The organism is Rhizobium ruizarguesonis (genome assembly GCF_017357285.1).
Classification (GTDB): Bacteria; Pseudomonadota; Alphaproteobacteria; order Rhizobiales; family Rhizobiaceae; genus Rhizobium; species Rhizobium ruizarguesonis.
In genome coordinates, this window is the sequence record NZ_CP071678.1 from 3,088,091 (window position 1) to 3,101,366 (window position 13,276).

The following is a 13,276-nucleotide window of genomic DNA, read 5'->3' on the forward strand; positions in this document are numbered from 1 at the left end:
CGCTTTGGGCGCCGGCCTGCTCAGTCTGCCGCGGCAAAATGGGCGATCTGGTCGGCATGCGCCTTTGCGAAGGATGGGCGGGCCGTGGCGCGCGCGACATAATCGCGGCAGGCGGGATATTCCGCCAGCCCGTCGAACCGGTTGATGAGGCGCAGCACATCGGCCATGAGGATATCGGCAACGGAGAAGGTGCCCGCCAGCCATTCGCGCCCTGCCAGGACCGGCTCCATGTGCTTCAGCCGGTGGTGCTTGAGAAACGAGTCCATAAGCCCATATGCCGGCGCATCACCCGTGATGCCGGAGAAGATCAATATCGACCAGGGCAGGCTTGCCGCCTCGACGGAATTCAGCGCCGCAAACAGCCATTCCAAAACTTCGGCGCGGCCGCGCGGATCGGCAGGCATCAGCGCGTCGCTGCGATTGCCGAGATGCAGCAGGATGGCGCCGCTCTCGAAGATCGAGATGTCGCCATCGGTCAACCACGGCACCTGGCCGAAGGGCTGGTGCGCGAAATGCTCGGGCTTGCGGTCGCGGAAAGGCACGCTCTCGACGCGGTAAGGCAGGCCGCTCTCTTCCAGCGCCCAGCGCACACGCAGGTCACGCACATAACCCCTGGGAGGCTCGGGAACCCAGTCGAAGGTGGTGAGGGTAAGGTCACCCATCCGGCATCTCCATTTTTTGTTTCACGGACAAAGGACGGACGAACGGCCCGCGTTCCGACATCACCGACAAATTCTTTCAGTCAGGTGGTCAGGTCGCCAGCGGGGCCGGCAAGGGCTCATCGATGTCTTCGGGAATGAAACCACCGGTCTGCCGTTTCCACAGGCGCGCGAACAAGCCGTCGCGTTCGACCAGCTCATCCGGCCTGCCCTCTTCCACGATGCGCCCGCGATCGAGCACGACGATCCGGTCCATCCTGGCGATGGTCGACAGGCGGTGTGCGATGGCGATCACCGTCTTTCCCTCCATGACGAGGTTCAACCTTTCCTGGATGGCGGCTTCGGATTCGCTGTCGAGGGCGGAGGTCGCCTCGTCGAGCACCAGGATCGGTGCGTCCTTCAGGAGAACGCGGGCAATGGCCACGCGCTGGCGCTGGCCGCCTGACAGTTTGATGCCGCGGTCGCCGACGAAGGCGTCATAGCCGCTGCGGCCTTCGCCGTCGAAAAGATCGGCGATGAAGACATCGGCGCTCGCCATCTTCGCCACTGCTTCGATCTCGTCCTTCGTCGCCTCCGGCCGGCCGTAACGGATATTATCGCCGACCGAACGGTGCAGTAGCGCGACGTCCTGCGCGATGACCCCAATGGCGCGGCGAAGGCTTGCCGGCGTGATCTCGCGGATCTCCTGCCCGTCGATCAGGATCGCACCATCCTCTATATCGTAAAAACGCAGCAGCAGGCTGACCAGGGTCGTCTTGCCAGCACCGGAGAGGCCGACGAGCCCTACCTTTTCGCCGGGCCGAACCGTCAGCGACAGGTCATCGATGACAGGCTTGCCCGACTTGTAGGCGAAGCGGACGTTCTCGAAACGGATCCCCCCACGGCTGACCGTCAGTTCGGTCGCATCCGGCCGGTCGGTGATGGTGGGCGGCGTTGTCATGACCGGCATGGCATCCTTGATCGTCCCGAGTGCGCGGAAGATCTGCTGTCCCATCTGCAGGAAGGTGAAGGACCCTGCCGAGAGGCGTTGGAGGATGTAAACCGTTGCGGCGAAATCGCCCACGGTCAGGAATCGGTCAAACAGCCCCCAGAAACCAATGCCGAGCATGACGAGCCAGAGCACCATGTTGAGGCTGATGACGACGAGTTCGGTTGTCCGGTAGATGCGCTGTTCGTGGTGAAGCGTATCGACCCCGTTGGACATGATCGTTCTTAGCGCACCCGCCTCGCTGTCTTCTGCTGCGAACTGCTTGACCATCTGGATGTTGCCGTAGATGTCGGTCAGGGCACCGGAGATGAGGCTGTTCTGCTTTGCCGAGCGGCGGGCGCGCTCCGTAAAATCCGGAACGACCTTGATCGCAAAGAGCACGTTGAAGGCAACCCAGACGATGACTGGCAGCGCAAGCTGCCAGGAGAGCGTGAGCAGAAGAACAACGGAGCCGATGATCTGAAGCAGAAAGCGCGGTGCCGTCTGGAACGCGATCAGGATCTGTTGCTGAACGGCATTGGCGACCTGACCGAGCCGGGATGCGACCTGGCCGGCGAAAAGATCATGGAAGAAGGCGAGGTCCTGCCGCTCGACGGCCTTGTGCCCCTGCCATTGAATCGCAACGGGCAGGCTGATGCCGATCGTATGCGAGTTGAGAATATTGGTGACGTAGAAAAGAACGGGCATTACGGGAAAAAGCAGAAAGGCGAGGACCGCCAGCAGCCGGAAATTGCTGTCGACGAAGAGTTCCACGCCGTGTGTCGTCACTCCGTCGACAATGACCGAAAGACCCCAGATGATCGTAAGGTTGATGGCTTCGATGGCCATCGAGGTCAGCGCCATGGTAACGATGACGCCCCGAAACATCGCGATGAAATGCACGAGAACTGCCACAGGTCCCTTGGTGGGCATCGGCCGGTAGGGGATGTCGAGCGGCCGGATCAAGGTTTCGAAGGGACGGTAAATCGCATCTGAAATCGACATGGGCCACTCGGATCAAAAATCGGGAGGAGGCGTGGACTCAGCTACGCTGGGTCGCAGAAAATCATCTTCATGCTGTAATCTCAATTAGAAATTTCAGAAAGCCTTACGAAGCCTGACGTATCGCGAACGCTGGTTAGGAAGCCAGAGAAGCAAGCGGCGCCGGAAAGCGCCAATTGCGGTCATCGCGCGACTGGGGCAGGATGCCGGACTTGAACGGGGAACAGGATTGAATCGACGCTCATGCTGACGGGCTCATGTCATTGCGGCAAGGCGAGCTGGACACTTGAAGGTGATCCGGGCTCGATCACCGCCTGCAACTGTACGCTCTGCCGACGCTACGGCACGCTGTGGGCTTATGATTACGAAGGAGAGCGCATCGCTCTCACCGGTGAGACCGCCTCCTACACCCGCGCCGACAGGGACGAGCCGTCTCTCGAAATCTTGTTCTGCCCATCCTGCGCCTGTGTCTTGAGCTGGCGCGGCCTGCGGCTTGGAAAGGATGGCCGCCGGCGCATGGCCGTCAACATCCGGCTTGCGCCGCCGGATCTCGTTCAGGATCTGCCTATCGATCATTTCGACGGCCTGGACACGTTTGAAGACCTTCCATCCAAGGAGCGCTGCGTGCGCGATCTCTGGTTCTGAGCCGACTGCGAGGATCGACACGCGACCGGACCGGCCCAGATGCGAGCCCTGGCAAAAGATCGTTCTGCGCAAGGCCACCTCAGCCGCGCCGGGCCGCCTCGATCGCCGCAATGTCGATCTTCCTCATGGTCATCATCGCGTCAAAAGCACGCTTTGCCTGGCCACCGCCTGCCGAAAGGGCTTCGGAGAGGATCCGCGGCGTAATCTGCCACGACACGCCCCACTTGTCCTTGCACCAGCCGCACTCACTTTCCTGGCCGCCATTGCCGACGATCGCGTTCCAATAGCGATCGGTTTCTTCCTGAGTGTCCGTTGCGATCTGAAAGGAGAAGGCTTCGTTGTGTTTGATCGCAGGACCGCCGTTCAGGCCGATGCAGGGAATACCCGCAACGGTGAATTCAACAACCAGGACGTCGCCCTGCTTGCCGTCAGGATAATCTCCCGGTGCACGAACGACGGCGCCGACGGCGCTGTCGGGAAAAGTCGCGGCATAGAAGCGGGCGGCTGCCTCAGCGTCTTTGTCGTACCATACGCAGATCGTGTTCTTTGCCATTGCGCGGTCCTTTCGCACTTCGTTTCGCATTCCCCGGTGAAATAAGAGGGAAACTGTCTTTCTCCAGCCCAGTCCGAGCGATTTCACGCGGACGATTGCGAGACGAGAATCGATTATGATCGCAGAGAGGAAGGGATAAGCGTGACCATCACCACTGAACAATTTCTAGCCCGCATTCGGCTTAATCCGGTCAGCCATCTGCTCCTGGAGAAATTGCCGGCTCTTGGCCTGCCGCAGTGTATGCTAACGGCTGGCTGCCTCTTTCAGACGGTATGGAACTTGAAGACCGGAAATGATCCAGAGCACGGCATCAAGGATTATGACATTTTTTATTTTGACGACCACGATCTCTCATGGGAGGCCGAGGACAAAGTGATCCGTCGTGGCAAGGCTTTGCTGGGAGACCTCGCAGACAAAGTTGACATAAAGAACCAGGCTCGCGTCCACCTCTGGTATGGCGAGAAGTTTGGCAAAGACTTCCCCGCCTTCAAATGCACTGAAGACGGCGTTGATCGTTATCTTATCTCCTGTACTCGGCTGGGGGTGAGAGTTCATGACGGCAGCCTCTACGCGCCCGATCATCTCGACGATATGTGCCACGGCATCCTCAGGATGAACCCCCTCAATGCTCAGCCCAAATTGTTCGCCAGCAAATGCAGGCAATATCAGCAGCGCTGGCCGTGGCTGCGTGTCGAGCCAGAGACTTCAGTCGACGAGCTTGGGTGAGTTCCTTGATAGTTTTGAGCCGATAGAAAAAGACCGGGCTCGCCGTGATCACCCCAATTGCGGTCATCATTGAACCGTCACATGGCCTCGCGGCTACAACCGCCCCTCGGGCGGGCAGCTCAGCTAATTGTTTCATCAATTCGTTTAAGGACAACACCAATGATTTACCTGCTTCGCCACGGCGAGACCATTTGGAACACCTTAGGTCGGTTCCAGGGCCAAAAAGATTCACCGCTTACAGAGCGCGGCATCGAACAGGCCGAACAGATGGCGAAGCTTCTGAAGAAGGAAATGGCAGGGAGCGAACAATCTTTCCAACTCCATGTCAGCCCTCTCGGCAGAACGCAGGAGACTGCGGCTCGCATCGAACGGGTGTCGCCGCTGGCGGCTCGTCCGGAATCGCGGCTAATGGAGGTGACCGTCGGTTCCTGGGACGGCATGACCAAGTTCGAGATCGACAACGAGTTCCCAGGAATGCTGGACGGCTCAGACGCTTTTGATTGGTATTTCAAATCTCCAGACGGGGAGAGCTTCGATGTTGCCTGTGCGCGAGCAGAGGACTGGATCGCAGGCATACATGGACCGACAGTTGCGATTTCTCACGGGCTGTTTGGCAGATTGGTGCGTGGTGTATATGCCGGCCTTTCGAAACGCGAGATGTTGGAATTGCCCGTTCCCCAAGACCGGTTTTTTCGTCTTTGCGACGGCGAGTTCAATCTGGTAGGTGCTTCAGCCGATACGATATCCGGCGTGGTTGCGTAATAAAGGGTTCATCTCTGGGTGACCGCGTCGACTCGCCAAGGGTCGACGCAATAGAAGTTCCAGCCCGCATCAAGGTCAGGCATCGTAACGGTCACCTGGTTCAGACGTATGATCTACCTCCTCGGCTGAGTTCGCCCAAAACTGTGTGGCGGCTTGGCGCCACGACATTCATAAAAACAAAGACCTGAAGCCATCGCATGAATCAAATTCTAAGCGAGCAGTTTTAGTGTCATCGACACAAAACTCGTGTCAGACTGTGCAAGCTGCGCACACGCCGGCGCGCCGATCGAGAAGGCCGAAGCCATGCACAAATTCACCGTATCAATCACCCGAGAGATCGAGGCCGATACCGCCGAGGAGGCCGCCTTGCTCATGTACCAGGAACTATCAACGGGACCGATCCCTGACCGCTACTCCGTCACCGACGAGACGAAGGTGGCCACCGAGGTGAAGCTGGATCGGGAAAAGGCCGACGAATTCGCCAGCATCGATCACACCGCCGATCCCGGCAATTGGTAAGCGGCAGACGACCAGAGGGGCGACTGGAAATACGGTTTTGCGCCGGAGCGGAATGAGGTAGTTGCAGCTCGCCTTCTCCGGCGCGAATGCTGGATGCAAATAGCCGCTCCGTCGAAAATATCGTAAGCCAAGGAAAATCCGTGACCTCACCAATCAAAATAGCCGTCGCCGGCGTGAACGGCCGCATGGGGCGCGCCATCCTGCCGCTGCTGGCGGGCGATCCGGATTTTGCGTTCGTCGGCGGCATCGGCCGTCAGTGCTCCTCAGGCGCGGGGCTGATCGATCGTTCGGCTGCGATCGGAGCGGCCGACGTGATCCTGGATTTCACGACGGGACGTGCGGCCGCCGAACTTGCCGGCCTGTGCGCGTCGGCCGGCGGACCTGCCCTGGTGATCGGGGCGACGGGTTTCGAGCCGGATGAGCTCGAACGGATTGCAGAGGCCGCCCGCACGATTCCGATCCTGCGCTCCGGCAATTTCTCCATCGGCGTCAACATGCTGGTCGGCCTGGTCGCCCAGGCCGCCCGCGCCCTTCCCGCGAATAGCTGGGATATCGAAATCCTCGAAGCCCATCACAACAGGAAGATCGACGCGCCGTCGGGTACGGCGCTGATGCTTGGCGAAGCCGCCGCCGAGGGCCGTGGCGTTTCACTCGCATCCGTCGAGCGGCGCGGGCGCGACGGCATCACCGGCGAGCGCCCGCCCGGCGAAATCGGCTTCGCCGTGTTGCGGGCCGGCGGGCTCGTCGGAGAACACAGCGTCCTGTTTGCCGCCGCCGAAGAAGTCGTGACGCTCTCGCATTCGGCTCTCGACCGCGGCATGTTCGCCCGCGGCGCGCTTGCCGCCGGCCGCTGGATCGCAGGACGCGCACCCGGCGAATACGGCATGCGGGATGTGCTGGGTCTGGCGTGAATAGGGGAAACAGGCTCACAGCATATCGAGGATTGCCGAGGCGACGACGACTTCGGTTCCAGCCAGGCCGACGGAGCAAAACAAGGTCGTATCGCCAGGCGATCCTCGCCCCGCCGCTTTCCCGGCAATGATATCGGCAAGGTCGGCCATGCGGTGCTCATTGCCGGAGCCGGCCAGGAAAAAGGGCGAAGCATAGGCGCGCGTCTGTTCGGGAGAGTCCGTTGCGATCACGGCTGCGACATCGGCGATATCCAGGCCGAGTTCGTATCCCGCACGCGTTTTCGGGCCGACGGTGTTGACGTGCATCCCGGGTTTCAAATCCCGCGCATGGATGACGGGCATTCGGCTCGTCGTCGCGCAGATGACGATGTCGGCACCATCAACGGCTTCAGAGGCGCTGCCGGCAGGCTCCACCTCAATATCCAAGGCGTGCTGCATCTCAGTTGCAAAGGCGGCGCGATTCCTCTCGTCGCGGCTATAGACGCGGGCGCGGTCCAGTTTTCGAACGGCGGCCGCTGCGGCAAGCTGGGTTCGCGCTTGCGCCCCGCTTCCGAGGATCCCGACGATCCTGGCATCAGGCGCGCTGAGATGCCGGATGGCGAGACCGCCGATCGCGCCGGTTCTGAGGTTGCCGAGGCGCTCTCCGAGAATAATGCCCTTGAGGCTGGCGTCGTCGGCCGACCACACCGCGACGATCTGCGAATGCTCCGCCCCGTCGAATGTTTCATAGACCCGGAAGCCCGCGAGCGGTTTCTCGCCGAGGATGCCGCCGACGGTGAAGACCAGATTGCCTCGATCGGGAACCGAGACATGGTGCCGGGGTGGAGAGATCAGTCGATTGCCGGCTCTCGCGAGAAAAGCGGTCTCGAGCGCATCGATCGCGACCACTATCAGCACGCTGCCGACCAGATCCTCGTCTTTCAGAATTTTCGTCACGGCCCAACCTCCAGCCCATGCCGGCATGCTGCAACCCCAACCCCGCTTGAGGTCAATAGTCAGACGAACGGATATGGGCTGATATTCGATGAGAGTTAACCGACCAGACGGCGAGCCATCATGACGTCGTCGATCTCCCTGCCTTCTTCCAGAACCCCGCCGGGAATCCTGCCGATCTCGGAGAAGCCTTCCCGCTGATAGAAGCGTATTGCCGCCGGGTTCTCCGCGCTGACGAAGAGTTCGAGCTGCAGGATGCCGATATCGCGCGCGTGATCAGCCACCGCGCGGAGCAGCTTGCCGGCAAGGCCCGTTCCGCGCAGGTTCCTTCTGACATAAACCATGATGATCGTCGCGCGATGGGCCATCTTGCTCGACCGCTGCCGAAGCAGGCCCGTTATGCCAACGGGTTCGCCATCCTGAAAGGCGATGAAAACCGGCTCGTTCAGGCGATTGCGCCACTCCTCGAGAGAAAGAACCTCCCAGTCTTCATAACGGCTTGCAAAGAGGGACGGTTCGGTGCGAAGCGCTTCCAGACGGATGCGCCGGAAAGCCTCCACTTCGTCTGCCTGGATATGTCTGATCGTCGTGCCGCTTCCATCCATCGGGACCTCCTGCAAGATGAGAGGTACTGTCAATACAGATGGCCCAGCCGTCAACCGGTGTCAGCAAGCTTCGTCCTTCAGCATATGCTCGGAGTTATGAGATCGAATAGAAATCCATCATCTCAAGCGCCGATCACTGCGCCGGACTCCCCAGCCGGCCGCCCTTCCGGACGACCGGTTCACCGCTCGGACCGACCACCGATTGATCGGTCGGCCTTGCGGTCGGTTCGTCGGTCGGTCCACTCACTGGTTTGCCAGTTGGCCCGTCGACCGGCTGGCGGGTAGACCGGACGACCAAGGGATCGGCTGGCTGGACGGCGGATTGATCGGTTGTTGGCCCGGGCACCGGCTCCCCGGTTGCCGCGGGCACCGGCTCCCCGGTTGCCGCGTTCAACGGCTCACCGATTGGTCCGGCTGATTGCTCGGTTGGTACGGCAACTGGCTCATCAGTTGATCCGACCACCGATTGATCGGTTGGCTTGTCGATCGTGAACGGTACAACTTCACGGATGATGAAGAGAAGAACTATCCCGACCAACGTGCACGTCAGCGCGTAGAGAAGGAAATATTTCAGTGCATATCCCTCGCTGATTGGCAGCACCAACTTGACAATGGTGCAAATGATATTTCCGCATCATTGAACGATACTTGAAGAGAAGGCAATCATTTTTAACAAGAGCCACGAAATTTCAAAAATGCACAGAACGGGATAAGGTAATTATTGTATATATTTAGGAAGTCTCTCCCCGATGCTCAATTTGTCTTGAAGTCTGGGCAAGAACGAGGAAGAGCCACCAGACCCCGGCCCTGATCTCCCGGGCGAAGACAACGTCGGCGATATGGGCTAGATTGTATGGCGCCAGCAGCCTGCTTTTGAGGGCGGCCCCTTCAGGATCGGCGGCGGCAGGGGGGTCCGCATGTCGGCAATCGCATCTCTGTTTCAGGAAGCCGCCCGCCTTGCCGCGGTGTTCCGGCAGGCGGCGCCCGCCCGCCATATGCCCACCCACGATTACGCAGCCTCGCTTGCCTGTTTCGACGAGCCGCTGCCGGCGGCCGGTTCCGATATGCTTGATGTCATCAGGCGTCTCTCGGACGGCGCCGAACCCGGGTTGCATGCGACCACAGGGCCGCGCTTTTTCGGCTGGGTCATCGGCGGCTCCCATCCGGTCGGCGTCGCCGCCGATTTTCTCACCAGCGCCTGGGGCCAGAATGCCGGAAACCATGTCGTCGCCCCGGCCGCGGCCGCCGTCGAGACCGTCGCGGCGAGATGGCTTCTCGATCTCCTGAAGCTGCCGGCCGAAAGCTCGGTCGGCTTCGTCACGGGAGCGACGGTGGCGAACTTCACCTGCCTTGCCGCCGCACGCGGCGAGGTGCTGCGCCAGGTGGGCTGGGATGCCGATGCAAAGGGCCTGTTCGGTGCGCCTGAGATTACCGTGCTAATCGGCGACGACGCCCACACCACCGTCTTCTCCGCGCTTCAGTTCCTCGGCCTCGGGCATGATCGCGTGCTGCGGGTGCCCACCGACGCGACCGGCCGGATCGACCCGACGGCATTCTTGGGGGCGCTCGATTCCGTCGCCGGTCCCTTGATCGCCGTTCTTCAAGCTGGGCAAATCAATACCGGCGCTTTCGACGACTTTGGCAAGATCATCCCGCCGCTGAAGGCGAAAGGCGCCTGGGTGCATGTTGATGGTGCCTTTGGCCTCTGGGCGCAGGCTTCAGCGAAAACCAGCCACCTCAGCCGCGGCATCGAAGCGGCCGACAGCTGGGCGACCGACGGCCACAAGTGGCTGCAGACGCCCTATGATTGCGGCTATGCGATCGTCCGCAACGAGCTCGCCCATCGCCGCGCCATGACGATCGCCGCGAGCTATCTGCCGCTCGCCGGTCAAGGCGAACGCGATCCCTCCCATTACGTGCCCGAGCTTTCGAGAAGAGCGCGCGGCTTTGCCACTTGGGCGATGCTGAAACACCTCGGCCGCGACGGCATCGCCACCCTCATCGACCAGTGCTGCGCCTCAGCGCGGTTGGTGGCCGACCTGCTTGCACGCGAGCCCGGCATTGCCATTCTGAACGAGGTGGCGCTGAACCAGCTCGTCATCCGCCTCGGAGCCGACCTGCCCTCCGAAGAAGGCGACACGCTGACGCGAAAGACGATTGAAAAGATCCAGGCGGACGGCATGATCTTCGCCGGCGGCGCCAAATGGCGCAGCCGCGACGTGCTCCGCCTTTCCGTCACCAATTTCCAGACAACATCAGATGAGGCGCAACGCGCCGCACAAAGCATCATCGCTGCGTTCAAGAGTGTGCGCCTGGGATGACGCATCAACTCCCTTGGTTCGCCCGGACACGGAATTGTGCTATCGCCGGCCTCGCTCACTCCAAGAGAGATCGAAACGTGAAAAACGTCCTGTTCGTCTGCAGTCAGAACAAGCTTCGCAGCCCGACGGCCGAACAGGTCTTCGCAAGCTGGCCTGATATCGAAGTCTCCTCGGCAGGCACCAACAACGATGCCGAAAATCCGCTATCGACAGAACTGATCGAATGGGCTGATATCGTCTTCGTCATGGAGAAAGCTCACCGCACGAAGGTCCAGGGCAAGTACCGGTCAGCTCTCAAGGACAAGCGATTGATATGCCTTCATATTCCCGATGACTACGATTTCATGGACCCCGCGCTCGTTCAGCTGCTGAAGGCGAAGGTACCCCGGCATCTCTAAGCGATCATCCGGCATCAACCAGCCTGCCGAGCAACGCGACGATCGGCAATTTCCAGATGACCGGCCATCAGGCACGACCCGCGGCAGACAGCATCACCACCTCCGCCGAACGCGACGACGGTCTATGGCGAAGGCACGGCCGACTAGTACACGGTCCGCTACGACAGGATCCATTCCCTGACGCAGTGACGCATGCTGCGCATCGACTATTCACACGTCGCCAAGCAAGGCTACGGTTTTCTCTTCTCGGTCGAGGGGGCAGCCTGTCTTCCCATTGCCACACGCTCCGCTTATAGCTCCCCGCCCGTTCCGATCGCGCAAGGAGGAGAGCTATGAACGCCAATGATGTCGCCGCCCATTGGGAGAGCAATGCCGAGACCTGGACGATCTATAGCCGCGCCGGCTATGACAAATATCGCGACGCGCTGAACACGCCGGCCTTTCTTGACATGCTGCTGCCGGTCGCAGGCCTTGCCGGGCTCGACCTCGGTTGCGGTGAAGGCTCCAATACCCGTGCCGTCGCCCGCCTCGGCGCCCGCATGACCGGTCTCGACATCGCCCCGACCTTCATTCGCTATGCCCGCGAGACCGAGGCAGAAGCGCCGCTCGGCATCGACTATGTGCTCGGCGACGGCCAGAGCATCGATTTCCCGGAGGCGAGCTTCGATTTCGTCACCGCCTTCATGTCGATGATGGACATGGCCGACCAGCGCGGCGTGCTGAAGGGCATCCACCGCGTCCTGAAGCCGGGCGGCTTCCTGCAGTTTTCGATCCTGCATCCCTGTTTCGTGCCGCCGACGCGCCGCAATATCCGCAATGAGGCCGGCGAGCCTATCGCGGTTGAGATCGCCGATTATTTCGACGAACGCGACGGCCGGATTGATCGCTGGATCTTCTCCTCCATACCGCAAGCGGAACGGGCGACGCTGACGCCGTTCGCCATTCCGCGTTTTCACCGGACGCTGTCGACCTGGGTGTCGATGATCGTCGAAGCGGGACTGACGATCGAAGCTTTCGGCGAGCCCGTGGCGTCAGTCGAGGTCGCGCTTGCCGAGCCAATGGTTGCCGATACCCGTATCGCGCCGATCTTCCTCCACGTCAGGGCCCGCAGGACCTGAAGCCCACTTGCCGGCAGCAGCCGTCGAGGTTGGAACGATTTTCAAGAAGCCAAACTTTTTCCGGGAAAACCCGAAACATCAGCGGCAAAAACTGCCTGCCTCTTTTATAAAAGTTGCCCCTTAAAAACCTCTCTGTCAACGACAAGATATTGAATTCAATTATCTTTTGCAGACAAGAGGTTTTCAAGGAGCGATACTTCGCCTTTTTCAGAAGCGATGCCTGCTCACGTTCCTGGCATCATCGTCGCACCGCGACGACCGAACTGGCGCGATATCTGGACAGCTGGACCCGGTTGGATTGGTTGCCGCCGAACAGGTAGACGTACTGTCGGCGCGGGTCGATGTGATCGAACAGGCTCACATGAAAGCGCCTGCCGGTGCGGATCACCACGACATCCCCTCGCCTGGCGGAGCGGACGCCGACCGGTTGGCCGAACTTCCTCCAGGACGCCGCCATGTTGGGGTTGGGCGGCGGCTGTCGCGAAGATCGCTTGGCGACAAAGGCCAGGAACGCCCCGCACCACGATACCCTGCGCGGATTGATGCTGAGGAAGGAGATGGAGCGTTCATGCATGCTTTTGTATCGGGACGCCGTGCCGAGCATGTCCGCCTCACAGGGCACGGCAAGCGCCGTGAGGACGATGACGAGAATAACCTTCATAGTTACCCACCATTGTTTGTATAATGTTGAAATTCCGAAATGTGGCGAAGAATAAAACAGGCGCGGCAACGTAGATGCGAATTATGGCGTGATTTAGAAACAACTAATACTGGCATTTTGGCGGCAGAAATTTGTCCGAAGCGAGGCGCGGAACTCCGTAGGCGAGCCGCCCTTTGCGGCGGAAGGCGACGATCGAAAAACCCGCAAACATATGTTTTGCAAGTACGAAAGGCTGGAATTTCACCATCCAAACCAGTTTCATTCTGAGGAGATCGACCGCGCCCGCAAGTGCTTGAACGACAAGACCATTCGTCCAGAGTTGACGGCTGCGCACGACCTTGGCTCGTCACCTATACGAGCTATATTTCCGGAGATCATTTGTAATACTTCGACGCGACGGGCAATACATTGCGCCTCGCTCCATTCACCAGCAAAGGCCGGTGGTCGCGCCCTGCCGGTTTCCAACATGTACGACCTTGGGATCGCCGACGGGCGG

Annotated in this window: 15 protein-coding genes and 1 pseudogene; 8 read left to right on the top strand and 8 right to left on the bottom strand. The window is 60.4% G+C overall.

Annotated features, from left to right (window positions below):
* Window positions 1-20 precede the first annotated feature (20 nt).
* Together J3P73_RS15335 and J3P73_RS15340 are read right to left on the bottom strand one after the other, a co-directional pair.
* A complete protein-coding gene (locus J3P73_RS15335) occupies window positions 21-662 on the bottom strand; it encodes a glutathione S-transferase family protein (RefSeq protein WP_011652509.1) in 642 nt (213 codons plus the stop codon).
* An 88-nt stretch (window positions 663-750) separates the two neighbouring features.
* Complete coding sequence (locus J3P73_RS15340) at window positions 751-2,631, bottom strand: ABC transporter ATP-binding protein (RefSeq protein WP_130692112.1); 1,881 nt, start codon at window positions 2,629-2,631, stop codon at window positions 751-753.
* A gap of 240 nt (window positions 2,632-2,871) precedes the next feature.
* Here J3P73_RS15340 and J3P73_RS15345 point away from each other — a divergent pair, with 240 nt between their 5' ends.
* Window positions 2,872-3,273: a GFA family protein gene (locus tag J3P73_RS15345; RefSeq protein WP_024322420.1), complete on the top strand. Its 402-nt coding sequence runs from the start codon at window positions 2,872-2,874 to the stop codon at window positions 3,271-3,273.
* Between the two features lie 79 nt (window positions 3,274-3,352).
* On the opposite strand, the gene J3P73_RS15350 is transcribed toward J3P73_RS15345, so the two are convergent.
* Complete coding sequence (locus tag J3P73_RS15350; RefSeq protein ID WP_130661824.1) at window positions 3,353-3,826, bottom strand: VOC family protein; 474 nt, start codon at window positions 3,824-3,826, stop codon at window positions 3,353-3,355.
* Between the two features lie 141 nt (window positions 3,827-3,967).
* Here J3P73_RS15350 and J3P73_RS15355 point away from each other — a divergent pair, with 141 nt between their 5' ends.
* Window positions 3,968-4,552 (top strand): nucleotidyltransferase family protein, encoded by a 585-nt coding sequence (locus J3P73_RS15355; RefSeq protein WP_130661825.1) that lies wholly within the window; start codon window positions 3,968-3,970, stop codon window positions 4,550-4,552.
* Between the two features lie 159 nt (window positions 4,553-4,711).
* Window positions 4,712-5,314, top strand: coding sequence for a histidine phosphatase family protein (locus J3P73_RS15360; RefSeq protein ID WP_026171070.1), 603 nt, complete (start codon window positions 4,712-4,714; stop codon window positions 5,312-5,314).
* A gap of 47 nt (window positions 5,315-5,361) precedes the next feature.
* On the opposite strand, the pseudogene J3P73_RS37565 reads toward J3P73_RS15360, so the two are convergent.
* Window positions 5,362-5,424, bottom strand: a pseudogene (locus J3P73_RS37565) (VOC family protein); the annotation flags it as partial.
* 193 nt (window positions 5,425-5,617) lie between these two features.
* Here J3P73_RS37565 and J3P73_RS15365 point away from each other — a divergent pair.
* Both J3P73_RS15365 and dapB read left to right on the top strand, forming a co-directional pair.
* Window positions 5,618-5,833, top strand: a complete 216-nt coding sequence (locus J3P73_RS15365; RefSeq protein ID WP_018074418.1) for a hypothetical protein — start codon at window positions 5,618-5,620, stop codon at window positions 5,831-5,833.
* An 86-nt stretch (window positions 5,834-5,919) separates the two neighbouring features.
* Window positions 5,920-6,744 carry a 4-hydroxy-tetrahydrodipicolinate reductase gene (gene dapB, locus J3P73_RS15370; RefSeq protein ID WP_130692114.1) on the top strand — a complete coding sequence of 275 codons (825 nt, stop codon included), beginning with the start codon at window positions 5,920-5,922 and terminating at the stop codon, window positions 6,742-6,744.
* A gap of 15 nt (window positions 6,745-6,759) precedes the next feature.
* Here dapB and J3P73_RS15375 read toward each other — a convergent pair whose 3' ends face one another.
* The 3 genes from J3P73_RS15375 to J3P73_RS15385 all read right to left on the bottom strand — a co-directional run bounded on the left by J3P73_RS15375 (window position 6,760) and on the right by J3P73_RS15385 (window position 8,886).
* Window positions 6,760-7,680: an ornithine cyclodeaminase family protein gene (locus tag J3P73_RS15375; protein ID WP_130692116.1), complete on the bottom strand. Its 921-nt coding sequence runs from the start codon at window positions 7,678-7,680 to the stop codon at window positions 6,760-6,762.
* A 95-nt stretch (window positions 7,681-7,775) separates the two neighbouring features.
* Window positions 7,776-8,282, bottom strand: coding sequence for a GNAT family N-acetyltransferase (locus J3P73_RS15380; protein ID WP_018074415.1), 507 nt, complete (start codon window positions 8,280-8,282; stop codon window positions 7,776-7,778).
* 133 nt (window positions 8,283-8,415) lie between these two features.
* Entirely contained in the window at window positions 8,416-8,886 is a 471-nt protein-coding gene (locus tag J3P73_RS15385; protein ID WP_024322425.1) for a PT domain-containing protein, read from the bottom strand.
* Window positions 8,887-9,199: 313 nt separating this feature from the next.
* Between J3P73_RS15385 and J3P73_RS15390 the strand changes: the two genes are divergently transcribed.
* The 3 genes from J3P73_RS15390 (at window position 9,200) to J3P73_RS15400 (ending at window position 12,119) form a co-directional block, all read left to right on the top strand.
* Window positions 9,200-10,603 carry a pyridoxal phosphate-dependent decarboxylase family protein gene (locus J3P73_RS15390; RefSeq protein WP_018074413.1) on the top strand — a complete coding sequence of 468 codons (1,404 nt, stop codon included), beginning with the start codon at window positions 9,200-9,202 and terminating at the stop codon, window positions 10,601-10,603.
* A 77-nt stretch (window positions 10,604-10,680) separates the two neighbouring features.
* Window positions 10,681-11,001: a low molecular weight protein tyrosine phosphatase family protein gene (locus J3P73_RS15395; RefSeq protein WP_024322426.1), complete on the top strand. Its 321-nt coding sequence runs from the start codon at window positions 10,681-10,683 to the stop codon at window positions 10,999-11,001.
* Window positions 11,002-11,333: 332 nt separating this feature from the next.
* Window positions 11,334-12,119, top strand: a complete 786-nt coding sequence (locus J3P73_RS15400) for a class I SAM-dependent methyltransferase (RefSeq protein WP_018074412.1) — start codon at window positions 11,334-11,336, stop codon at window positions 12,117-12,119.
* 238 nt (window positions 12,120-12,357) lie between these two features.
* Here the strand turns inward: J3P73_RS15400 and J3P73_RS15405 are convergent, their stop codons facing one another.
* Entirely contained in the window at window positions 12,358-12,780 is a 423-nt protein-coding gene (locus tag J3P73_RS15405) for a TIGR02594 family protein (RefSeq protein ID WP_018074411.1), read from the bottom strand.
* Between the last annotated feature and the right edge of the window lie 496 nt (window positions 12,781-13,276).